This is a genomic window from Pseudovibrio sp. Alg231-02 (assembly GCF_900143565.1).
In the GTDB taxonomy this organism is placed as follows: Bacteria; Pseudomonadota; Alphaproteobacteria; order Rhizobiales; family Stappiaceae; genus Pseudovibrio.
This window is the reverse complement of the sequence record NZ_FREX01000001.1, coordinates 775,959-797,075: the sequence shown is the minus strand read 5'-3', so window position 1 is coordinate 797,075 and position 21,117 is coordinate 775,959. Positions and strand designations below refer to the sequence as shown.

Genomic DNA, 21,117 nt, shown 5'->3' with positions numbered 1-21,117 from the left:
CACTGAAATTGCTATTTTTAAGAGAATTTAGGGATGCCTCGGGCTGCTGCTACGGGGCTGAACCTTTTTGGTGGTTATGGACACGGATTACATCAAGTCAGAGTTCGCTTCGGACAAAAGTGTTTTTGCTCGGGTTAACATCGGATCAGTTTGGCTCGTTTTGGCAGTACTAACTGTGCATCTGGTGCTCTACACAGCGATATCAGCGATATTTGCTAGCAACCTGCCTTTAGATTCAATCGAGTCTTTGTATTGGGGTAGAGAATGGCAACTGGGGTACTTTAAGCACCCGCCAATGTCAGCTTGGATGATTGACATTGTTGTAAGGTTCTTTGGGCGCTCGGATTGGATTGTATTCGCCAGCTCTCAACTCTGCACCATCCTGGCGATTATTCCGGTCCTTTTCATCGTACATGAGCGATATGGAGCAAAAGCCTGCGGATATACTGTTCTTGCTGTTTTCCTGACGCACTTCACGACACTAACTTCTATCGAATACAACGTGAATATGGGCTTCCTGCCATTTTGGAGCTGGATGGTATTCACTTTTTTGAAGGCCGAAGAAAAAGATAGCCTTTTCTGGTGGGGCATGTTTGGGGTGGTGAGTGCTGGTGGTATGTACGGTAAGTACATTGCTGGTGTGTTTCTAATCAGCGCAACATTATGGGTCTTGCTTAGACGTCGAGATCTACTCTTACGGCCAGGGCCTTACCTCGCTGTAGCTATGTTTCTGATAGCAGTTACACCCCACGTACTCTGGCTAGTGGATACTGATTTTCTCCCAATTAAATATGCGATGAACCGTTCTGGTAGTGAAGGCACAGCGTGGTATCTGCATTTTGCGATGCCGATCAAGTATCTAATTGAGTTCATTTATTCAGTTGCTCCAATGTTGCTTGCGCTTGCAATTGCTGCAGGGTGGCAACGGATGAAGTTAGCGTCGTTTGCTCGGGTTGGTGATCTCATCAACGACGTATGGTCAGATCCGTTCTTGTTTGCTGTTATCGGCCCTGTCGTTGTAATTGCTGCAATCTCTCTGGGACTTGGTGCAGACATCAAGACTGCATGGTCAATCCCACTTGGTGTTGTGTTTGCAGGCCTTATTGGTGCTGCAGCCAATTCATTGGATGTCAGTCTAGGTTCTTTCAAACAGCGCTTCATAGCTTCGTGGACTATCCTGTACGGCCTGCTGGTACTGATTTATGTCGGCATATTCGTGTTTTCTCCAATGGTGAAAAGCAAGCCTGCTCGCATGCAGCATGATGGTCCGGCATTAACTCAGATCGTGGAAAAGTATTGGTACAACCACGAGTCTGAGCCTTTTGAGTACACCATTGGTAGTCGTTGGCCAGGAGGAACTGTGGCTTGGTATGCGTCTCAACGGGCATCACTCTTTGAAAAGGCAAGTCTTAAGTATTCCCCGTGGATTGACGAGAAAGATCTACAAACCAAAGGCGCGGTCTACGTTGACTATAAAGAACCTAAAGCCAAGGTTGCTGGAATGTGTGTGATTGCTCCTCAAAAAGTACATTGGCCTGCTCCTGGCGGAAGAGTTTACAAAAAACATCCTGAAGTTTGGATTGCTGTTTTGAAACCTGCATTAGGTCCAAATGCTGTGACATGTGAGGGAGAATGACTATGAGTGAAAACACCCTCACACTTGCAGTGCCAGTATTTAACGAATCTGAGTCTTTGGAGGTCTTTCACCAACGTCTTGGAAAAGTTGCTGAGCAGCTCATTGATCAGTTCGCGTTAAATATCGAAATTCTCTACGTAGACGACGGCAGCTTTGACGGCAGTCCCACGATTATGAACCAGCTTTCGAGTGGCCGGTTCAGTGTGAAAACCGTTTGCTTTAGTCGCAACTTCGGCAAGGAAGCTGCGCTGGTGGCGGCAATAGAACGCTGTCAAAAAGGTGCGATTGTTTTTCTTGATAGTGATGGTCAACATCCACCTGAAATGTTGCCTGAGTTTGTTCGCCGCTGGAAAGAGGAAGGCAATGATGTTGTCTATGCGGTTCACAATAAACGGCAAGATCATCCGATCAAACAGAAGCTGGTTGGGATCTTTTATCGCTTGATAAATGCAGGGAGCAGGTTCGAGATTCCTGCAAATGCTGCTGACTACAAACTGCTATCTCCTCGTGCTTTGGAAGCATTGAAAGCTTGTCAGGAACGCATACGTTTCTTTAAAGGTCTTTCTACTTGGATTGGCTTCAAGCAGAGTGCGATTGAGTATGAGCCAGAAGCGCGTATCTCTGGCACGACCAAGTGGAACTTCTTGAAACTGCTTAGTTTGTCGTCCGAAGGTGTTATCTCGTTCTCAACGGTCCCTTTGCGGGCAACGATGTTCTTAGGGGTGGCTATTGCTATTCCATCGTCGATATATGGTTTTTGGATCGTGTTGTCGTCACTGCTGCTTGGCAATAATGTACCTGGATACTCATCACTATTCACCGCAACAGTCTTTCTAGGCGGACTACAGCTGATTTTGCTAGGAGTGGTTGGAGAATATGTCGGGCATATGCTGCGTGAAATTAAGCAGCGCCCGATTTACATCGTCGCAGAAGAACATAGCCAAAGCGCCAAAACAACCGAGGTGGCAAATGCGCTTGGTGGCTGATGATTACGCCTACACTTCGGAAATCAGCAAAAGCATTCTGTGGTTGCTGGAGAACGACAAGATTCAAGGCACCTCGTGCATGGTGGTCACAGATGCATGGCCACAGGACGTGACAGCCTTAAAGGCGCTGAGTGAGCAGAGGCCCGATATCCAGATCGGGCTTCATATCACGTTGACAGGGGACTGGCTTAAGCCATCATCCTCAGCTTTAGAATGGGCTGCGTTCCCAACAATGCCGCAGCTCTTGCTCAAATCGCACTTACGCAAGTTGAATACCTGTCAAATCGAGAAAGAGATTGCATCGCAGATTGAGAATTTTCAACGCGATTTCGGCCGTCTTCCCGATTTTGTAGATGGTCATGAGCATGTACATCTGTTCCCCCAAATCCGAAATGCATGCGTCAAGGCATTGCATGCTGCTGGGTTTAAAGGTTGGGTGCGGCAGTGCGGGGGGCCGCTAAAGGGTGTTCTGAAGCGACCTCATCGTTTTAAGTCATTGTTCCTGAACTACCTAAGTTGGTTGTTTAAGAAACAAGCTGATCGTTATGACATTCGCTATAACAGGGATTTTGCAGGCATCTACGATTTTTCGATGAAAAGTGATTTTAGCGGCTTGCTGGAAACATGGCAGCAGACTGCGTCTCAGGATAGTGTTTGCATGTGCCACCCAGGGGTCGCGCATTCTAACTCAAGTACTCCAGATCCAATTGCCCAATCACGCGAACGCGAAATGCGTGTCCTGTCGGGAGCAACGCGATAACAATTGCTACGAAGGGGCGAGGTACAGCTTGCGACCCAAATCCTCACGCCAACGCATTGAGCATTAGCCCCTGTTTAGGGTATTCAGGTGGTGTTGGCATCACTTTGAGTGATTCAGTGTGGTGAGAGGGTTGGGTGTGGTTTTATTTCGTCGGGCTTCAGAATTTGCGATAAGTCAGCTGCATCAGGTTATGGTTTTGGCGTTCTCCGATTATGTCATCCAGATGGATATGCCGCTCGCCGATTTTGAGCGGATGATTATGGCTCGAGGCTTTGACGCGGAGTTGTCCTGGCTAGCCGTGGAGAATGAGCAGCTGGTTGGCTTCTGGTTCATCGGCAAGCAAGGCGCTTATCCTGGCACCATCTACGCAGTCTCCACCGGAACTGTGCCACAGGCTCGAGGCAAGGGTATTGCGAGCAAGCTCTTTGCCAAAGTGGAAGAACACGCAGCTCGCCAAGGCTATCATCGCGTCCAGCTGGAGGTGATCACCAGCAACACGGCAGCTGTAAAGGCCTACGAAAAGCTCGGCTTCCAAACGCAGCGCGACTTTCAGTGCTTCAGCTTGCACAAATCAGCATTTGCTGAACGAGGCTTTGAGCGCACACCAGTATCTGCTGACTGGGCTGAGATCGAAACGAATGCCGCTGAACTGTGGGAATGTGCACCCAGTTGGCAGAACACTGCGTTCGCAATCCGGGCATTGGCAGAGGGTGTCGCTACCTACAAGATTGAGCAGGATGGTCAGCTGGCGGCCTATATCGCGTTTACTCGCAAAACCGGCGCAGTCATGCAAATCGCTGTGGCTTCGGAATATCGCCGTCAGGGCCATGCCTCTGCGTTGCTCAAAGCAGCGTTTGACAGTGTGAACAAAGATGCGCTCACGTTCATTAATGTGGATGAAGGGGAAGAGACCATCATGCAGGCCCTGTCAAAACTGGGGGCAACAAAAACACTGCAGCAATATGAGATGCATAGAGCATTGCAAACAAACACAGCTCATGGTCAAGAGAGCATGCTAACCACCCCCTAACTGGCAATTCTCATGACACAACTGCGCCGCTCTCTCTGGTTCTATCTCAGCTCGTTCATCGTGATCTATACGATGGTGCAGGTGGCTGTGACCGTACTGGTCTATCACTATGGCATCAAAGAAGCGGGCAATCTGTTCATTGAGCTCGGTTTGCCTGTGGTTTTGGTCAGCCTGATCTTTGTGCGCCGCGAACATAAAGCACCAACCGGCTCTGTGTACTGGGGCCTGTTTGTCGGCTCTCTCACAGTCAGCATTCCCATTTCCATGATGGTGCGCAGCTATCTGCTGTCCGGCAGTGATTATGCTGGTGCGCTCAGCCCGGTCCCATCCTTTACCGGAGATGAGATGGGGCTCTTCTTCATCATTGACCTGGTAGTCCGCGCACTTGCGTTTGGCATCGGTTACGGGTTCTTCGCCCGTCTGCTGTGTGATGCACAAAACCGCTCGAAAGAGCCGAAGTAACTCTCCTGAACCACACAAATCCTGAAAATCAGTGGCTGGCGGAACCATCCTCCGGCCTGCTTTGCTGTCTGCATCCACTGCGTGTTCCCGAAAAAGAACCTGCGGTCGTTGGAGGCAGAACAGGCCTGGGAAAAGCCTGAAGCTGCTTGGTGATCCTGACGCTAAGAGACGCTGCATTATGAGAATTTTTGCATAAATGTCATTTGCTTTGCACTTGCTAACACGAGTTAGCAGGTGTAGTTAGCAGGAGAGAAGAACAATCGCGAGTCGAAAGGGGAGGCCGCGTATGAAACAGACATGTTACGCTGGCATTGATGTCGGTTCTGCAAGTGCACGTGTAGGACTGTTCAATGAAAATGGAGAGCGGCTGGCCTTCGCAGTCCGGCCCATCAAGCAGTTCCATGGACGTACCAACTTCGTAGAACAGTCCTCCGCAGACATCTGGCAGCAGATTTGCGAGGCTATGAAAGAAGCGATGGTCAAGGCAAGCGTGTCCGCAGACGAGATCCGCTCGTTGGGTGTGGACGCCACCTGTTCACTTGTGGCTGTCGCGCAGGGGGGCAAACCTGTCTCAGTCGCTGAAAATGGTGACACTGATCAGGATATCATCATGTGGATGGACCATCGAGCTGCCGAGGAAACGGCGCTGATCAACGCCACGGGCGATGAGGCACTCAAGTATGTGGGCGGTGAAGTCTCCATTGAGATGGAACTGCCGAAAATCCTTTGGCTCAAGACCCATTATCCAGATCGTTACACCAACACAGTCCGCTTCTTTGATCTGGCCGACTATCTGGTCTGGAGAGCAACAGGAGCGGATGCCGCCAGCACCTGTACGCTGACCTGTAAATGGAACTATCTGGCCCACGAAGGCCGCTTTGCGGAGGATATGCTGCAAGCCGTTGGCCTGCATGATCTGCCGGAAAAAGTACCGGAAAAGGTACTGGATCTGGGGCAAGCCGCAGGCGGTCTGTCAGAGCAAGCTGCAAAGGACCTCGGCCTCAATGCAGGAACATCGGTTGCTGCTGGCATCATTGATGCGCACGCAGGCGGTCTAGCGCTTATTGGGGCTGAACCGGACGGCGGTCTTGCCATCATCAGCGGCACTTCAAACTGCCACATGATCGTCAACGAGAAACCAGTCATGGTGCCGGGCGTCTGGGGCCCGTACTGGGGCGCCATGCTGCCGGGTTACTGGCTGGGCGAGGGCGGACAGAGCGCAGCTGGCTCTCTGGTGGAATGGACCATCCAGCAATCTGACGCCTATGACGAGCTCAAAGCCGAAGCTGCCAAACAGGACATGCACGAGATCGCACTCCTCAACAACTGGGTGCTGGATCTGGAGGCGCGGGAAGCGAACCCGACCCGCGGCCTTCATGTCCTCTCTGACCATCACGGCAACCGCTCGCCGCGTGCCAATCCGCATGCAAAGGGCGTTGTCTCCGGCCTGACGCTGGAAACGGGTCGGGATGCACTGGCCCGCCTTTATCTGGCAACTCTGCAATCCATCGCTTATGGCACGCGCCATATCATCGAGGAAATGACGAAGGCCGGACACAGCATCACCAAGCTGTTCATGTGCGGTGGAGCCACCAAAAATCCGCTCTGGCTCAGAGAATATGCCAACATCACGGGCCGTGAAATTCAGCTGGCGGAAGAAGAAGATGCCGTCACGCTGGGCGCGGCCATTCTGGGGGCCGTGGCTTGCGGAGACTTCAGGGACATTCCATCAGCCAGCGCAAAGCTGGTGCGTGTTGGTGGTCTCATCAAGCCGGTGCGCAGCACCGCAGAGTTCCACACTGCCAAATATCAGGTCTACCTCAATCTTTACGACAACCATCAGCACCACAAGGCGCTCATGGAAACAGCCATTTAAATATCAAAACAAGTTCAGGAGGACACCACGTGCTCAACCTGCCACAGGCCCCAGCGCCTATCTGTGTAGCGGACAAGGAAATCCTTGTTGTCACCAATGCCGACCTTCGTGAAAGCGCCAACGTCGCTTGTTGGCCAACCTTTGAGGATTACGCGCAGCGGTTGGAAACTGCGCTGACCGCACAGGGCTTCAAGATGAAGCGTGCCCATGAGTATGATGCAGTGCGCGGCCACGGTTTCATTTCTTCGCAAAAAGAAGGCTCGGAGCTGTTTGCGCGGATTGATCCGGAGGCCCCGCTCATCGTGTTGCTCACTGCATGGCAGTACTCACACCACATCGCGCCATCCCTTGCAAAACACAAAGGACCAATCCTGCTGCTTGCCAACTTTGATGGCACATGGCCGGGTCTCGTCGGCATGCTCTGTATGGCAGGGTCTTTGACAAGCCTTGGCGTAGACTATTCCCGTCTGTGGTCCCAGTCGTTTGAGGACGAGTTCTTCAACTCAAGCCTCACCACATGGCTGAAGGATGGCAAACTCAGCCATGACACCTCCTATCTGCAAGATGTCTCCGCAAACCATGCGGTTTTGCAAACCCCAGCTGGTCAGGCAGGGCAACAGGTAGGCGAGTACATCCTCAAGAACAAAGCCATCCTTGGTCTGTTCGATACCTTCTGCATGGGCATGATAAACGGCTACTTCCCGGTCAAAGCTCTCACAGATATCGGCATGCCGCTGGAAAGCCTCTCGCAATCTGCGCTTCTGGTCGAAATGGAGAAAGTGCCTCAGTCACTGCGTGAAGAATGCCTGAAGTTCTACGAGGACCGGGGCATGACCTTCCAGTTCGGCAGCGATGATGCAACTGAGCTGACCCGCGAGCAGGTGCTGGAACAATGCGCCATGATGATCGCCATGGCCCGCTTCACCACGCGCTTCGGTCTCTCTGCCGTTGGTGTGCAGTATCAGCAAGGCCTGAAAGACAGCTGCGCGGCTTCTGACTTCGCCGAGGGGGCAATCGGCTCAACAGTGCGCTTCCCGATCCCGGACGAAGACGGCTCCATCATCTGGGAAGGCAAACCAATCCCATGCATCAACGAAGTGGACATGGGCACTGCTATTCCGCAAACCATGATGTGGCGCCTGCTGGATGCCATGGGCCTGCCAGCAGAAACCACGCTACATGATGTGCGCTGGGGCAGTGAGTATGAAGGCACCTTCTATTGGGACTTCGAAATCTCTGGCTCCGTTCCCTTTGAACATCTCAAAGGCGGTGTTGCAGGCGCGACAGGCTATCGCCAGCCAGCCATGTACTTCCCCAAAGGCGGTTCCAGCATTGCGGGCCAGTGTAAGGCGGGAGCATTCTTCTGGGCGCGGGCGCATTATGAGGGCACACAGGTCATCATGCACATCGGCACAGGCCATGCGGTTGAATTGCCGGAAGACGAGTTCGAGCGTCGCCGCAAAGCCACCACCTATGAGTGGCCATTGATGAACTGCACACTCGATGGTGTTGGCCGTGACGATCTGATGGCAGGGCACCAGTCCAACCACATCACAGTGGCTTATGTGCCGGAAGACAAGCTGCGCGATGTGCTGCAGGCATTCGTGGCTCAGGCACTCACACAGGGCATTAATGTCAAAATCGCAGGTTCTGCGAAGGACATGCTCTGAGGCTTTGAAAATGAGTTTGAGCATCGCGTGGTGCTCAAACTCACGCAAATGCCGCGGGATATCCACGGACACCAGCCCGCACCTGCCATATTCTACTTGGCAATTTGAGGAAGGCTGACTACCACTCGACATTCAAGCGTATTTGTGAGGCATGCTGAATGCACTTCGCAAAAGGATATACGCCGGAGCAATGGGTTAGAGCGTACTCTGCGACCGCAAGCAAGCGAGGAGGGGCTCTGAAGAAATCAGGGCGAGAAACGACGCAATGGCCAAAAAGCCGGATGAAATTGCAAAGGCGCTCGGCGTCTCCATCACCACAGTGCGACTGGTGCTGGGCGGCAAGGCAGAGAAGTACCGCATCAGCAAAGCCACCCAGGCCCGCATTCGTGAATATGTGGAAGAGCATGGCGTTAAGTTCGACCTGACCGCCCGAAGCCTCAAGCTCAAACGCACCAACACCTTTGGCCTGATCATTCCGCGCCTAGCCAATCCATTCTTCGCCAAACTCTCTGAAGAGCTGGAACACCGGTGCCGCGAAACCGGCTATCAGCTCATCATCAGTTGCTCCAACTCAGATGAGGAGACGGAGAAGGAGCTGGCAAACGGTCTTGTTCAGCGCAATGTGGATGGCCTGTTTGTGGTCTCGTCCACCTCCGGCAGCCAGCAACATTTGGGCAACACCATCACCAAGCCAATGGTGTTTCTGGATCGCGACTACGGCAACACCGATGCCCCCGTCATCACCTCAAGCAACTTTGAGGGTGCAAAAGATCTGACTGCAGCCATTGCAAAGGCCGCGGGGAATGAACCGGTCTACTTCCTGATCGGCGGCAGCAATCAACCCACCATCATCGAGCGTGCACGCGGATATCTGGATGTTATGCCGGAAAACGCAGGCGAAGACTGGACACTCCGGTCGGCCCGCAACCGCACGCAGGATGGCGAGCAGATGATGCAGACCCTTTGGGACAAGCTCGGCACTGCCCCACAAAACCTGATGGCATCCTCTTTGCCGGTTCTGGAGGGAGCTTTAGCAGTCCTGCGCGAGAGGCTCGGGCACATCCCGGCCCAGCTACGCCTTGCCACCTTTGATGACGACAAGATGCTGTCCTTCCTGCCTAATGAGATCTGGTCAATCAAGCAGCAGGAACCTGAATGGGCCGAAGCTGCATTGCAGGCCATGACCCAGACCATGAGCAGTGAGCAACCACACAGCAAAACCATTGCGACCCGCCTGATCCACCGGCCCAAAGATCAGTAATCCGTCACTATTTGTGGCGGAAATACGGCAGAGAATTATACCTCTGAAAACCATAGAACCGGAAGAAGGTGCTCATTCCGCTGCGTAACCGTTATATTCCTTAGGTATGTAGTGCAGGCAAATGCGCTAGTCTGTCTGCGGCTATGGTACTCTTTGGAGACGAACTCGGGCTTATCCCTGAAATGCACACCGGATTTCGACAGATGGATACGCGCGAAAACAAATAGTTAGAGCATTGCCGGATGCCCTGACCAGCTGGGAGCATGTAGATGGATACTATTGGGCCAATCCAAAATCGCATAAGTCGTTTCTTTATTGATGTCGATGACCGAAATTGGGCGTCTGTCGAAGCTGCGATGACTGGCCTTGTTCATCTGGACTATTCCTCCTTCGGGGCAGGGGAACCCGTTGACCTGACGCCGGAAGCGATCACAACCGCATGGAAAGAGCTGCTGCCCGGTTTTGATCAGACCCATCACCAGATCGGCAATGCACTTGTTGAATCCAAAGAGCAAAAAGCCACAGTCAAAGTCCATGCCACTGCCACCCACTTTATTGATGGAGCAGAAGGCGGCGACATATGGGTGGTCTATGGCACCTACCACATCGCATTAGTGCATGAGGGCGGGGCTTGGAAAATCAGCAGCATCCAGTTCAACTTCAAGTTCCAGGATGGCAATATGGATCTGCCGGTGATCGCGCAGGCCCGTGCGGATGAAAAAGCTGAGTAACCAGCAATAGCATTTTTATTCTGGGCGAATGCCCGCAGGCCGCATATAACAGCAGGTGCGATACTGCCGTAACTGGCGTGATAGGACCTGCTTATGCTGTTGAACTTGCTTTCCAAATGCACCTTAGGGGCTGCTCTCCTCATCGCGCTGGGCGCAGCCGCAACACAGGCGCAGGATAAGCCCAGTAAATCGGAAAAGTTCTTTCCCGGCATCATTGGCGAAGATAACCGCGAAATCATCGACAGCTGGGACAAACCATGGAGCGCCATTGGCCGCGTCAACGTCGCCGGGTTCCGCTCCCGCTCCATGTGCTCCGGTACATTGATCTCAGATCGCATGGTCATCACCGCCGCCCATTGCCTGTACAACGCCCGCACCGGTAAAGCGCACGTTCCCTCCAAAATCAACTTCGTGGCCGGGGTGCGCCGGGACAAATTCATCGCCCACACCACAGCTGCCTGCACCTACTTGCTGGATGGCTACACCTTCACCACCCGCCCGACGTTGAAGCATGCCGCAACCGATGTTGGCGTAATCATACTCTCAAAGCCGCTGGATGTGCCACCGATGTCAGTGATCAGCAAATCGCAGGAAGTCACCCAAAACCTCGACATCACCAGCGCCGGATATGCTCGTGATCGTCCGTTTTTGCTAGCCGCCGATAAAAACTGCAAACTGCTGAAAGACCGCGGCAACCTCTGGCTCACCAGCTGCGACACCAACTACGGCGGCTCCGGTGGTCCGGTGATGGTGGACGAAGGCGGAAAACTCAAACTCACCGCCATCATGGTCGCCTCCGCCCAAAACAAATTCTCCATCGCAGTGCCAAAGAATGTCTGGTCCCACCTTCTCGACAAAACGACCTGCGAAGGTAAATAAGCTTAAGCCTGCCTTTACCTTAAGCCCAACACAGCCTCACACACACCGATCCAGCCCGTCCTGTCTCTTGTTGCCAACGAAAAACAACAAGGGACAAACCCATGAAATTTCTGAGTATCCTTGCAGCAATTGCTGCTTTCCTATCGATTTCGGTCGAGGCAAATGCTGCCCTTCAACAATGCCGAACCATTGACAGCGTAATTGCTTCATCTGAGCTGGACACAAATCGAGACCAAGGCGGACATATCGCAAAGCATGTGATCAATGAAGGCATCTACAGCAGTGATGCAGATGCACAAGCAAAGCAAACAGACACATTTTTCCTGGATGAAGATCAATATGAAAGCGTTGCTGCCATTTTCCTTGCAAGAGGCGCTGGTAATTGTGAAACAACGGGTTCTGCTGCAAATGTAGAGATCGACCTTGTACAGGCAGATTTTGCAACTAAACCGGCTGCATTTATTGGATACAATTGTAAAGCTGGCTCAATCCTCACTGATAATAATCCATTTGCTGCTGGTCCACGGGTGTATTGTGGCCAGGAAGGGACATCTTTCACACCATCACAAATCCGGTTTGTCATGAAATGGGTGGATGGAAATTGGGTAATTCGAACGGCATTTCCGATGCCTTAAAATGAGTTGGGCGCAGCACCACGCTGCGCCTTCCACCATGGCGACGCCTTAAGCAGCAACACGCTTTGCCAAATACCGCGCCCGAACATCAATGATACAGCGTTGTCTCGACGACTGACTTACCTCGTGTGGAGCGAACTCGGATTCTACTCCATCCAGAAAATCAACAGTCTGCCGCAGTAGTGCGAGCTGCTCGCCTGAGAACCGGTGAGGCTCAGTCTCCGTCATCTTTTCAACGTACCGCACACCAACCTGTTTCTGGAAGATCGTGTCCGGCTGGCCGTCACGGGTGCAGATGCCATAGGTGCCGTTGAGAAAGTGCCCCCATGCGCGCTCCTCCAGATCCCCGTCGAAAGCACTCAGCACCTCAGGATAGGACGCATGCAAGCGAGATCCCAGCTCTCCGGAAAGAAAAGTCTCCTTGGCATTACGAAAACGGGAGAGGAAGAACGCTTTGGCGGCCTGTTCCTGTGTCAGGCCAAAACACTGCAGATCCTCAAACCAGCGGCGATGGCTCTTCAGGTGGAAGCGATAAAGCTCCCGCTCCTGATGCTGACCAAGGAACGAGACACACAGCGAGCTGTTGGTGAACAGGTAGGAGGCCGCTGGCATCACCCGCCGCTCCAGCAGGCTCTGCCAGTCTGCGGAGGAAAGGCCAAGCAGATCCAGAAACACCTGTTCCTCATAAAACTCCGAATAAAGATAGTTGAGCAGCAAGATACGCTCCTAAAGCAAGAGATGGAAAACCACCTCAAGCTCTAACCCACTTCATTCATGGAATGTTTCGATACGGATCGAACTAAGCTAACCTGCGCGCACCTGGCTCAAAAACGCCTGCATCGCATCTTGCATCTGGTCAGAGCGCTGGGAGAGGCTGGCGATAGAGTGATGGATCTCCTCGGAAAGCTCACCCGTCTTGCCAGCGGAGCCCTTCACCGTGTTGATCGCCCGGGCAATCTCTGCAGTCCCATCTGCTGCGCTGGAAATGTTCTCTGCAATGCTGTTGGTCGCCGTTGCCTGTTGGTCAGCAGCAGACGCCATAGCGGTGGTGTGCTCGCGGAAAGAATTCACCAGCGTCGTCAGCTCATCGGTTGCTGAGATGGACGCACTCACAACACTCCGCATTTCCTGTATCTGCGTTTCGATCTCTTCTGTAGCGGAGCCGGTCTGTTGGGCCAGAGCCTTCACCTCAGAGGCAACCACCGCAAAGCCTTTGCCAGCATCCCCTGCACGGGCCGCCTCAATGGTGGCGTTCAGCGCCAGCAGGTTGGTCTGGTTAGAGATCGCATTGATCAGGTTGGTCACTTCGCCAATGCGCTCAACAACCCCTTGCAAGCGTCCAACTGCGACGTTTGTTTGCTCAACCTGTGAAGCTGCACTTTGCGCCACCGCTGAGCTGGTGGAGACCTGAGCGTTAATCTCGTTGATGGACGCAGAAAGCTCTTCCGTTGCACCTGCCACACCCTGCATATTCCGGCTCGCTTCTTCCGAGGAAGCTGAGGCTATCTCGGATTCTTCTGTCGTCTGCGCAGCAATTTCAGCAAGGCTGCTGGCCGTTGCATCCAGCTGAGTGGTGGAGCTGCGAATGTCTGTTGAGATCTCCAGCACAGAGCCCTCCAGATCGCAGGCCAGTCGGTCTAACTCAGCACGGCGCTGTGCTTCTGCAGCTTCCCGGGCTTGTGTGCGTTGAGCCTCAAAATCCTGAGACTTCTGCAACTCGCCCTTAAACACCTCCAGAGCCTTGGAAAGAGCGCCAATCTCATCCCCGCGCTGGCAATATTCAATCTTTACATCCAGTTGCCCATGAGCAAGGGCACGGGTGGTATCCGTCAGCCGTACCATCGGTTTGGAAACAATTGTGTAATTCAAATAGCCAAGCAGGGTTGCGGCCAGAGCTACCACCACGGCGCCTACCAGCGAAACTGTTTGCAGGATCTGCAGATCATGGGCCTGCGAGCCAATCAGCACGTCACGGCGTACTTTCAACTCTTTGGCGATTGCCTCAAACCCAAGCTCAATCTCTTCCAGCAACAAGGCACTTGTGCCGTCCATCTCCATGTCGCGGGCGACATCATGAGTGGCTTCATCGGCCATCAGCAGCATCTGCGTGTTGGTGTAAGCATCCATCCACGATTGCCATGCGCTGAGCAGTTCTGCCATGGAGGTCGCCTCCAGCTGCAAGGCATCCACGTCCGACCCAACGCTCTGGAAGATTCTTGGAATGGCGACTGCATCATGCTCCAGCTTTTCAGCCCAGTGATCCTGACCCGTCAGCAAATAGTTCTTTAATGAAATGGCCTGATCAAGAACCAGAATTTCCAGCTCTTCCAGCTCGGTCTGGATCTCGTTGAAGTGGGCAACTTCAATCGCATCGTGGCTTACACGCACGGAGGAGAAATAAGAGAGGCTGCTGATGAGCAGTCCTACAACCGCAAGGATACCAAAGGCGGCAAAGCCCTTGCTGGAAACAGATAAATTGCGCAACATAATTTGATCTCGTCAAATATGAAAAATAAATAACAGTTGCATGAACCTTCTGATTTTAAATGTGGAATCACTAAATTCACGCAAAATCGTTTTTTCAGCCTCCAGTTAATGCAACGTAAAGATGTAGGAGGTTTGGGTTAATTAAAATATTTTCAGTATTACTTTTGAATTTTGCAGCACTGTCATGCCCTGCGGAAAAAGTTCAGCGAAGGGCTGGCATTGCTTCATTACATTCTGTAAGACCCAATCCGACAAAAGTTTCAGCAGATTTTGCGCGTGTCAGGTGTTCCTTGCTGCGGACGGCCATAAGCCGGAAAGAACACCTTAGAACTTTGCGCCAGATGGATACCCTCAAATCTGCCCTATTAGAATACGCAGGAGTTTGCCTGCAAAAGGAGGCTCTATGAGCACAGCAGGCACGCAGGCCTATAAGGCACGCCGCACATTCGCGATCATCTCTCACCCGGATGCCGGTAAAACCACACTCACCGAGAAGCTGCTTCTGGGTGGTGGTGCGATCCGTGCTGCGGGACAGGTGCGTGCGCGTGGTGAGCGCCGCCGCGCCCGCTCTGACTGGATGAAGATTGAGCAGGAACGCGGTATCTCCGTATCATCCTCCGTGATGACGTTTGAGCGCGATGGCATTCTCTTCAACCTGCTTGATACGCCGGGCCACGAAGACTTTTCTGAAGACACCTACCGTACGCTGACCGCTGTTGACGCAGCCATCATGGTGATTGACGCTGCAAAGGGTATTGAAACCCAGACCCGCAAGCTGTTTGAAGTTTGCCGGCTGCGCGATATTCCAATCATCACTTTCGTCAACAAAATCGACCGTGAAGGTCGCCACCCAATGGAAGTCATTGACGAGATTCAAGAGGCACTTGCTCTGGATGTAACGCCAATGAGCTGGCCTGTTGGTATGGGCTCTGACTTCTTTGGTGTTTACGATCATATCGGCAACCGCTTCTTCACCTCCACTGAGGGCCGTGGTGGTGCTCTGGATACCATCAAAAATGTTAAAGGTCTGGAAGACCCTGAGTTGGTTGGTGAACTGTTCGACAACATCCGCGAAGAACTGGAAGAAAACGTAGAACTGGGCGGCGCAGGTTACCCTGAGTTCGATCACGAAAGTTTCCTAGAAGGGCATCTGACCCCAGTCTTCTTCGGTTCTGCTCTGCGCGATTACGGTATCGACCAGATCCTCGATTTCATCGCAGCCTATGCACCACCTCCACATTCTCAGCCAGCAACGGGTGGCCGCACCATCAAGCCGGAAGAGAAAAAGGTAACAGGCTTCGTGTTTAAGGTTCAGGCAAACATGGACCCCAAACACCGTGACCGCATCGCGTTCGTGCGTCTGTGTTCCGGTACATTCAAACGCGGCATGAAGCTCAAGCATGTGCGTGCAGGCAAGCCAATCACCGTGTCCGCTCCAATCTTCTTCTTTGCAGAAGAACGTGAGATCGCAGAAAAAGCCTATCCGGGCGATGTGATCGGCGTGCCAAACCATGGCCAGCTGCGTGTGGGCGATACCCTGTCAGAAGGCGAAGAAATCCACGTCACTGGCCTGCCAGCATTCGCACCTGAAATTCTGCGCCGCGTACGCCTGACAGACACCATGCGCGTCAAGCAGATGCGCCGTGGCTTGGAAGATCTGGCAGAAGAAGGTCTGGTGCAGATCTTCAAACCAGCCATTGGCACCAACTGGATTGTCGGTGTTGTGGGTGTGCTTCAGCTGGACGTTGTGGTGGATCGCTTGAAAGCGGAATACCAGACAGAAATCGGCTTCGAGACCGCCATGTACAACACCGCACGCTGGATCGAGTGTGAAGACAAGCTCAAGCTTGATAAGTTCCTTGAGACCAACCGCGCCCATGTGGCACTGGACCGGGACGACAAGCCTGTTTACCTCTTCAAAAACGCTTGGGAAGTAAGCTACATCGGTGAAAAGAACCCTGATATCGGCTTCCGCGAAACCCGCGAAATCGTGCATACGTCTTAAGCTTATCTCCGAAAAGCGGTTTGGACTAGAATACGCCTACATACAAAGCCTTGGGCTCGGCGCGTGAACCTTGTGAACGCGACAGCCTCCAGGGCAGCAAGGATAAGAATAAGATGAAAGATCCAGCTCTCGATACATTGCTGCTGCCATTTGAAGATGGCCTGCTCAACTTTTTTGAAGAAGGTGCTGCTGATCAAAAAGCGCTCTTCCTGCGTGCACGCATGGGTTTTGCCATGAATGGCATCGCCAAAGATCGCCTGATCTGCCAGCAGACCTTTGCACCGGACAGAGACAATCTGGAACGCGCAGGCTTCACAGTTGCACCGGAAGTTGACGGCCAGTATCCGCTCGTCATGCTGCTGCCACCGCGCCAGCGTGATGAAGCCCGCGCCCTCATGGCAAAAGCTGTAAAGTCCGCAGGTGAGGGCGGCCTCGTTGTCGTCAGCGCCTCCAACACTGAAGGTGCCAAGACCGCTGAAAGCGATCTCACCAAACTGGCAGGCAACACTGGCAAAGTCTCCAAAAACAAATGTCGTGTGTTCTGGGCAGAAATTACACCAGAAAATGTGAACCACGAGCTGGTGGAAGAATGGTCCAAACTGGATGCGCCACGCGAAATCATGGAGGGCGAGTTCGTCAGCCGTCCGGGCGTGTTCGCATGGGACCATCTGGACAAAGCCTCTCAGCTTCTTGTCGCGACACTGCCAGAGAAACTGGCGGGCCGCGGCGCTGATCTGGGCTGTGGTTTTGGCTACCTGACCCGTGAAGTTGCCAAACGCGAAAAGGTGAAAGCGATTGATCTTTATGAGGCTGAAAAGCGCGCGCTGGATCTTGCAGAGCAGAACCTGAAGGGCAAGACCGGAGAGGTCGCGCTGGACTTCATCTGGCAGGATGCCACCAAAAAGCTGGCACGCACCTACGACTTCATCTTCACCAACCCGCCATTTCACGCAGGTGGTAAGCAGGACCGTGCAGATATCGGGCAGGAGTTCATCAAGTCCGCCGCCCGCGGCTTGCGTCCATCCGGCCATCTGTGGCTGGTCGCCAACCGACACCTGCCATATGAAGCAACGCTGGATAAGGTGTTCGCCTCCTACGAGATCATGGCAGACCAGAACGGCTACAAAGTCATTCGTGCCATCAAGGCGAATAAATAAACTTGCGGCTTTGAGTTAGGAACTAGGCATGAGACTTGTAAAGCTATTGGCAAATCTGGGATACGGCAGCCGCAAAGAAATGCAGGCCGCCATCCGCAATGGTTGGGTCACTGATAAAGACGGCAACCCAATCAAAGCCGATAGCAAGCTGCCTCATGAAGACATCCTGTTTGATGACGAGCCGCTGGACCCGCCAGAGGGCTCCGTCATCCTGCTCAACAAACCGCTTGGCTACACCTGTTCGATGAAAGATCGCGGACGACTGGTGTTTGATTTGCTGCCAGACCGCTACCGCGTCCGCAAACCAGCTCTGTCCTTTGTAGGCAGACTGGACAAGGACACCACAGGCCTGCTGCTGTTCACTGATGACGGCAAACTCCTGCACCAGATCATCTCACCCAAGGCAGATGCCGCAAAGATCTATGAGGTCGAGCTCGACCGCCCGATGACAGGCGGGGAAGCGGATCAGTTTGCATCCGGTGAAATGATGCTGGAAAACGAAACCAAGCCGCTCAAACCAGCAGAACTGGAAGTCCTGAGCGAGACAACAGCCCGCCTCACACTCCACGAAGGCCGCTACCACCAGGTCCGCCGCATGTTCGCCGCCACCGGCAACCACGTCACCAAACTCCACCGCGCCCAGCTCGGCAATCTGACCCTTGACGGCGTGGAAGAGGGGAGCTGGAAACTGCTCTCACAAGACGACATCGACAAGATCTTTGGGTGATCGCTGAAAAGAGCATTCAGCCTCGCTCCGGCTCCAAATGAGACATGAGACCTTTATTGCTTAAGGCCATGCTAGCAACACTTCAAGCTTTGCAGGATATGGCCTTCTTAAATGAGGTCCATAAATGCACCCGAAACTGAAACTGGCTGCAGCTCTTGTGCTCAGCGGTGTTGCTCTTGCAGCTTGCCAAAGCCCCAACCAAAAACTCATTCATGAGAATATCAAGTCTGGCAAATACCCACTGACCTATACGAAGAAGGTTGGCAAATACACCTTGTCCTATGGCAAGCCAGACAAAGCGCGGAACTGGCAATTCCTGCTCAGTATCACCCCAACCACCAATCCATTCCGGAATCAGGAAGTGCTGGCGGCGATCTTCGAGACGGTCACACCCATGTGTAACTCCCGCCTGCCAAATGCCGATCCCAACAAATTCGGTATTCTGAGCAAGAAACCGCTCGTGGATGAGAGCACACAGACCTCAAGGATCCTGCTGTCCTGTAAAACTCGATAGAGCGAAAGATAAGATAGAGCGCTGACGCCGTTCTTCAGCGCTCATTGCCTCAAGCAAACAACATCACCGCTCCGCCTTCTCCCGCACCATCTCCAGATGAGCCCGGATCTTCTCCTCGTACGCCCATGTGGAGAGCAGGTTGCCGAGCAGTTTTTGGTTGGGTGTGCGAAGGCAGACCATGTAAAGCTGGGTGTCCAACGCCGCCATCCACACCAGCGGAACCCACAGCGACCAGCAGGCCACCTCAGCCAGCACGTAGCCGCCGGACTGCACAATGACCCAGTTTGTTACCCAGTAAATCCCGATGGCATAGATGATCGTCAACGCGCTCATCAAAACACCCGCAAGCAGCCCCCAATAAAGCCCCTTGCGTGCCCACAGCAGCAAAGACAGGTAGAGCCCCCACATCCTGAACACGGTCAGGAGGTGATAGAAGAACAGGCGCCTGAATATCCAGCCGAAGACCATGAACCGCTCGCAAACAGCCAACACCGCCAAACCCTAAGACCACGCCTCTTAACCCCGCGATAAACCGCAGGCGCAACTTGCGCGCACCCCGCTTACCAATCACAGGGGCTTAAGAAAGAGGCCGCACCGGAATGCAGATCACCGCGGGCTGTGGCCCCGTCTCACCGGTCATGGAAGGATACAGCTGGAAGCAGGGGATGTTCTCCGGCTCGTACCCGCTCAAAGGCAACCACGTGCCATACATATATTCCCATGCCGCCTGTGACTGATCATGGGTGATCACAAAGTACCCGCAGGCATAGCGCCCGCCGCCAACCACCATCTTGCCCACTTCGCCCTCAACATCCGCTGGCCCGCGCAGCGTCAGGCAGGAGCTGAAACGCATCTGCTCCACATCGGTCACCTGCGGATCGTCGTGAAACAGGCACATCATCTCCGCTCTATGCATAAGCCCGCGCGGTCCGGCCCATGCCATCAGCGTGCCAAACGCCTCGCCAAAAATCTCGGGCCGTTCCTGAAAGTTGCCCGTCCGGCGCACATAAGCCACCGTGCGCGGCTCCAGTTTGCACACCTCCACCTTGTCCGCCACCAGCCCGCTCGCAGGCCGTTCCAGCACCATGGTCTCACCAGCAAACGCCTCAACGGACGCAGTCGCATCCCGCCGCCACTGGCTGGCGGACATGCCAAACCGCGCCTGAAACGAGCGCGCAAAGGTAGAGGGCGAGGCAAAGCCCATGTCCAGCGCCGCATCGGTAATGGAGATGCTGGCATTCTGCTTCAGCCGCCGCGCGGCCTTTTCAACCCGCAACCGGCTGGTGAACTGATTGACCGTCTCTCCGGTCATGGCCTTGAAGATACGGTGAAAGTGATAGGGAGAAAAACACGCCGCATCGGCAATCTGGGCAAGGGAGAGATCCTCGCAGATGTTCTGCTCAATATAATCCATCGCCCGGTTAATCCGCTGCGTATAGATGTTCTTCTGCAAAGCTTCATGCCGCATCGTCAGCCTCCCATACTCGGCAGAAGCTTACAACATCCCGCGCAAAAGAGGAGCCGGAATTTAGGGAGGGGAAGGGGCAAAACATCAAGGGCACAGCTCTGTTAAAACGAAACACCGCCCAAGCTTAAGCGGTCATCGTGCGCCATTCTTTGCAATTCTTGCTATGTTTGCATCCCACATGCCACAGCCTGAAAAGGCGCTGGCCTGCGAAGGGATGACAGCTCCGCAGACCAGCAGGGCACCCTTGGCGGCAATGCGGGGTGTAAGCGCGTTCCGCCTCCGGCACCACAGCGGCTGGCACGCACGGCGCCAAACGCTCAAGCACAGTCGGTCTGCACAGGCACATCGTGGCAAAACACCTGCCAAGGGCACCCATGCGGCCATCAAAAAAGCCGATTGCCTGAGATGATCAGGAACCGGCTTTGTCTGGAAACAGCACTGTTTTGGTTATGGGCTGCGGCTGGTCGACCTGCTCCAGGCCGTATTCCCGAAACCTGCTTTTGGGCATGGGAGAGGAATACGCGTCAATAATCTGTCCGCAGCTTTTTTGAAGAGCTTCCAAGCGGTCGCGAAAGGCATAATGCAAAGTGAACAAAGCATCCCGCTCACTGCTGTCCTGCATCCTCTCGCTCAGCAACAGCTGCTGCATATAAGCAAGGTTCTGCAAATCAGATGCAGCGACGAGCACTTCGTCTATTTCATTTTGGAAAGTATTTGTGGTGCCACAGGCACATGCGGAACTGGTCATTTCAATGCCCCTTGTATTTGGCAGTTGAAGGACCGCGCGGCAGTCAAGTTTGTGATGACCCACTGGCGAGCGGGAGGTTCACAAC

20 protein-coding genes are annotated in these 21,117 nt (G+C 53.5%); 15 read left to right on the top strand and 5 right to left on the bottom strand.

Going from position 1 to position 21,117, the window contains the following annotated elements:
* Positions 1–76 precede the first annotated feature (76 nt).
* The 11 genes from DHN43_RS03405 to DHN43_RS03355 all read left to right on the top strand — a co-directional run bounded on the left by DHN43_RS03405 (position 77) and on the right by DHN43_RS03355 (position 11,926).
* Positions 77–1,636, top strand: coding sequence for a glycosyltransferase family 39 protein (locus DHN43_RS03405; protein ID WP_108817726.1), 1,560 nt, complete (start codon positions 77–79; stop codon positions 1,634–1,636).
* Positions 1,637–1,638: 2 nt separating this feature from the next.
* Positions 1,639–2,622, top strand: a complete 984-nt coding sequence (locus tag DHN43_RS03400) for a glycosyltransferase family 2 protein (RefSeq protein ID WP_108817725.1) — start codon at positions 1,639–1,641, stop codon at positions 2,620–2,622.
* Positions 2,606–3,382 (top strand): ChbG/HpnK family deacetylase, encoded by a 777-nt coding sequence (locus DHN43_RS03395; RefSeq protein WP_159096782.1) that lies wholly within the window; start codon positions 2,606–2,608, stop codon positions 3,380–3,382. The genes DHN43_RS03400 and DHN43_RS03395 overlap by 17 nt, the downstream gene beginning before the upstream one ends.
* 136 nt (positions 3,383–3,518) lie before the next feature.
* Complete coding sequence (locus DHN43_RS03390; RefSeq protein ID WP_208994804.1) at positions 3,519–4,412, top strand: GNAT family N-acetyltransferase; 894 nt, start codon at positions 3,519–3,521, stop codon at positions 4,410–4,412.
* A 12-nt stretch (positions 4,413–4,424) separates the two neighbouring features.
* Positions 4,425–4,874 (top strand): ABZJ_00895 family protein, encoded by a 450-nt coding sequence (locus tag DHN43_RS03385; protein WP_108817723.1) that lies wholly within the window; start codon positions 4,425–4,427, stop codon positions 4,872–4,874.
* Between the two features lie 286 nt (positions 4,875–5,160).
* Positions 5,161–6,750, top strand: coding sequence for an FGGY-family carbohydrate kinase (locus DHN43_RS03380; RefSeq protein WP_108817722.1), 1,590 nt, complete (start codon positions 5,161–5,163; stop codon positions 6,748–6,750).
* Positions 6,751–6,779: 29 nt separating this feature from the next.
* The gene (locus DHN43_RS03375; protein WP_108817721.1) at positions 6,780–8,420 is read left to right on the top strand and encodes a signal transduction protein; all 1,641 of its coding nucleotides are present in this window, start codon (positions 6,780–6,782) and stop codon (positions 8,418–8,420) included.
* 265 nt (positions 8,421–8,685) lie between these two features.
* Positions 8,686–9,681, top strand: coding sequence for a LacI family DNA-binding transcriptional regulator (locus tag DHN43_RS03370; RefSeq protein ID WP_108817720.1), 996 nt, complete (start codon positions 8,686–8,688; stop codon positions 9,679–9,681).
* A gap of 269 nt (positions 9,682–9,950) precedes the next feature.
* Positions 9,951–10,412, top strand: a complete 462-nt coding sequence (locus DHN43_RS03365) for a nuclear transport factor 2 family protein (RefSeq protein ID WP_082830618.1) — start codon at positions 9,951–9,953, stop codon at positions 10,410–10,412.
* Positions 10,413–10,505: 93 nt separating this feature from the next.
* Positions 10,506–11,291, top strand: a complete 786-nt coding sequence (locus DHN43_RS03360) for a trypsin-like serine peptidase (protein WP_108817719.1) — start codon at positions 10,506–10,508, stop codon at positions 11,289–11,291.
* A gap of 101 nt (positions 11,292–11,392) precedes the next feature.
* Complete coding sequence (locus DHN43_RS03355; RefSeq protein ID WP_108817718.1) at positions 11,393–11,926, top strand: hypothetical protein; 534 nt, start codon at positions 11,393–11,395, stop codon at positions 11,924–11,926.
* 48 nt (positions 11,927–11,974) lie between these two features.
* Here the strand turns inward: DHN43_RS03355 and DHN43_RS03350 are convergent, their stop codons facing one another.
* Together DHN43_RS03350 and DHN43_RS03345 are read right to left on the bottom strand one after the other, a co-directional pair.
* Positions 11,975–12,643 carry a DUF6058 family natural product biosynthesis protein gene (locus DHN43_RS03350; protein WP_108817717.1) on the bottom strand — a complete coding sequence of 223 codons (669 nt, stop codon included), beginning with the start codon at positions 12,641–12,643 and terminating at the stop codon, positions 11,975–11,977.
* An 87-nt stretch (positions 12,644–12,730) separates the two neighbouring features.
* A complete protein-coding gene (locus DHN43_RS03345) occupies positions 12,731–14,413 on the bottom strand; it encodes a methyl-accepting chemotaxis protein (RefSeq protein ID WP_108817716.1) in 1,683 nt (560 codons plus the stop codon).
* 403 nt (positions 14,414–14,816) lie between these two features.
* Between DHN43_RS03345 and DHN43_RS03340 the strand changes: the two genes are divergently transcribed.
* The 4 genes from DHN43_RS03340 (at position 14,817) to DHN43_RS03325 (ending at position 18,816) form a co-directional block, all read left to right on the top strand.
* Positions 14,817–16,418: a peptide chain release factor 3 gene (locus DHN43_RS03340; protein ID WP_108817715.1), complete on the top strand. Its 1,602-nt coding sequence runs from the start codon at positions 14,817–14,819 to the stop codon at positions 16,416–16,418.
* A 113-nt stretch (positions 16,419–16,531) separates the two neighbouring features.
* Positions 16,532–17,575, top strand: a complete 1,044-nt coding sequence (locus DHN43_RS03335; protein ID WP_063287414.1) for a class I SAM-dependent methyltransferase — start codon at positions 16,532–16,534, stop codon at positions 17,573–17,575.
* Between the two features lie 28 nt (positions 17,576–17,603).
* Entirely contained in the window at positions 17,604–18,302 is a 699-nt protein-coding gene (locus tag DHN43_RS03330) for a pseudouridine synthase (RefSeq protein ID WP_063295709.1), read from the top strand.
* A gap of 124 nt (positions 18,303–18,426) precedes the next feature.
* Positions 18,427–18,816, top strand: coding sequence for a hypothetical protein (locus DHN43_RS03325; RefSeq protein ID WP_063293287.1), 390 nt, complete (start codon positions 18,427–18,429; stop codon positions 18,814–18,816).
* Positions 18,817–18,879: 63 nt separating this feature from the next.
* Here the strand turns inward: DHN43_RS03325 and DHN43_RS03320 are convergent, their stop codons facing one another.
* The 3 genes from DHN43_RS03320 to DHN43_RS03310 form a co-directional block, all read right to left on the bottom strand.
* Positions 18,880–19,284 carry a hypothetical protein gene (locus DHN43_RS03320; RefSeq protein WP_108817714.1) on the bottom strand — a complete coding sequence of 135 codons (405 nt, stop codon included), beginning with the start codon at positions 19,282–19,284 and terminating at the stop codon, positions 18,880–18,882.
* Between the two features lie 109 nt (positions 19,285–19,393).
* Positions 19,394–20,284, bottom strand: coding sequence for an AraC family transcriptional regulator (locus DHN43_RS03315; protein WP_108817713.1), 891 nt, complete (start codon positions 20,282–20,284; stop codon positions 19,394–19,396).
* A gap of 409 nt (positions 20,285–20,693) precedes the next feature.
* Entirely contained in the window at positions 20,694–21,032 is a 339-nt protein-coding gene (locus tag DHN43_RS03310; RefSeq protein WP_063305169.1) for a hypothetical protein, read from the bottom strand.
* Between the last annotated feature and the right edge of the window lie 85 nt (positions 21,033–21,117).

What these genes read in the sequence shown, in the direction of transcription:
- DHN43_RS03340 (WP_108817715.1), top strand. Translation starts at nt 14,817, where the DNA reads ATGAGCACAGCAGGCACGCAGGCCTATAAGGCACGCCGCACATTCGCG.
- DHN43_RS03405 (WP_108817726.1), top strand. Translation starts at nt 77, where the DNA reads ATGGACACGGATTACATCAAGTCAGAGTTCGCTTCGGACAAAAGTGTT.
- DHN43_RS03330 (WP_063295709.1), top strand. Translation starts at nt 17,604, where the DNA reads ATGAGACTTGTAAAGCTATTGGCAAATCTGGGATACGGCAGCCGCAAA.
- DHN43_RS03310 (WP_063305169.1), bottom strand. Translation starts at nt 21,032, where the DNA reads ATGACCAGTTCCGCATGTGCCTGTGGCACCACAAATACTTTCCAAAAT.
- DHN43_RS03315 (WP_108817713.1), bottom strand. Translation starts at nt 20,284, where the DNA reads ATGCGGCATGAAGCTTTGCAGAAGAACATCTATACGCAGCGGATTAAC.
- DHN43_RS03395 (WP_159096782.1), top strand. Translation starts at nt 2,606, where the DNA reads ATGCGCTTGGTGGCTGATGATTACGCCTACACTTCGGAAATCAGCAAA.
- DHN43_RS03365 (WP_082830618.1), top strand. Translation starts at nt 9,951, where the DNA reads ATGGATACTATTGGGCCAATCCAAAATCGCATAAGTCGTTTCTTTATT.
- DHN43_RS03335 (WP_063287414.1), top strand. Translation starts at nt 16,532, where the DNA reads ATGAAAGATCCAGCTCTCGATACATTGCTGCTGCCATTTGAAGATGGC.
- DHN43_RS03400 (WP_108817725.1), top strand. Translation starts at nt 1,639, where the DNA reads ATGAGTGAAAACACCCTCACACTTGCAGTGCCAGTATTTAACGAATCT.
- DHN43_RS03320 (WP_108817714.1), bottom strand. Translation starts at nt 19,284, where the DNA reads ATGGTCTTCGGCTGGATATTCAGGCGCCTGTTCTTCTATCACCTCCTG.
- DHN43_RS03325 (WP_063293287.1), top strand. Translation starts at nt 18,427, where the DNA reads ATGCACCCGAAACTGAAACTGGCTGCAGCTCTTGTGCTCAGCGGTGTT.
- DHN43_RS03370 (WP_108817720.1), top strand. Translation starts at nt 8,686, where the DNA reads ATGGCCAAAAAGCCGGATGAAATTGCAAAGGCGCTCGGCGTCTCCATC.
- DHN43_RS03385 (WP_108817723.1), top strand. Translation starts at nt 4,425, where the DNA reads ATGACACAACTGCGCCGCTCTCTCTGGTTCTATCTCAGCTCGTTCATC.
- DHN43_RS03360 (WP_108817719.1), top strand. Translation starts at nt 10,506, where the DNA reads ATGCTGTTGAACTTGCTTTCCAAATGCACCTTAGGGGCTGCTCTCCTC.
- DHN43_RS03345 (WP_108817716.1), bottom strand. Translation starts at nt 14,413, where the DNA reads ATGTTGCGCAATTTATCTGTTTCCAGCAAGGGCTTTGCCGCCTTTGGT.
- DHN43_RS03380 (WP_108817722.1), top strand. Translation starts at nt 5,161, where the DNA reads ATGAAACAGACATGTTACGCTGGCATTGATGTCGGTTCTGCAAGTGCA.
- DHN43_RS03355 (WP_108817718.1), top strand. Translation starts at nt 11,393, where the DNA reads ATGAAATTTCTGAGTATCCTTGCAGCAATTGCTGCTTTCCTATCGATT.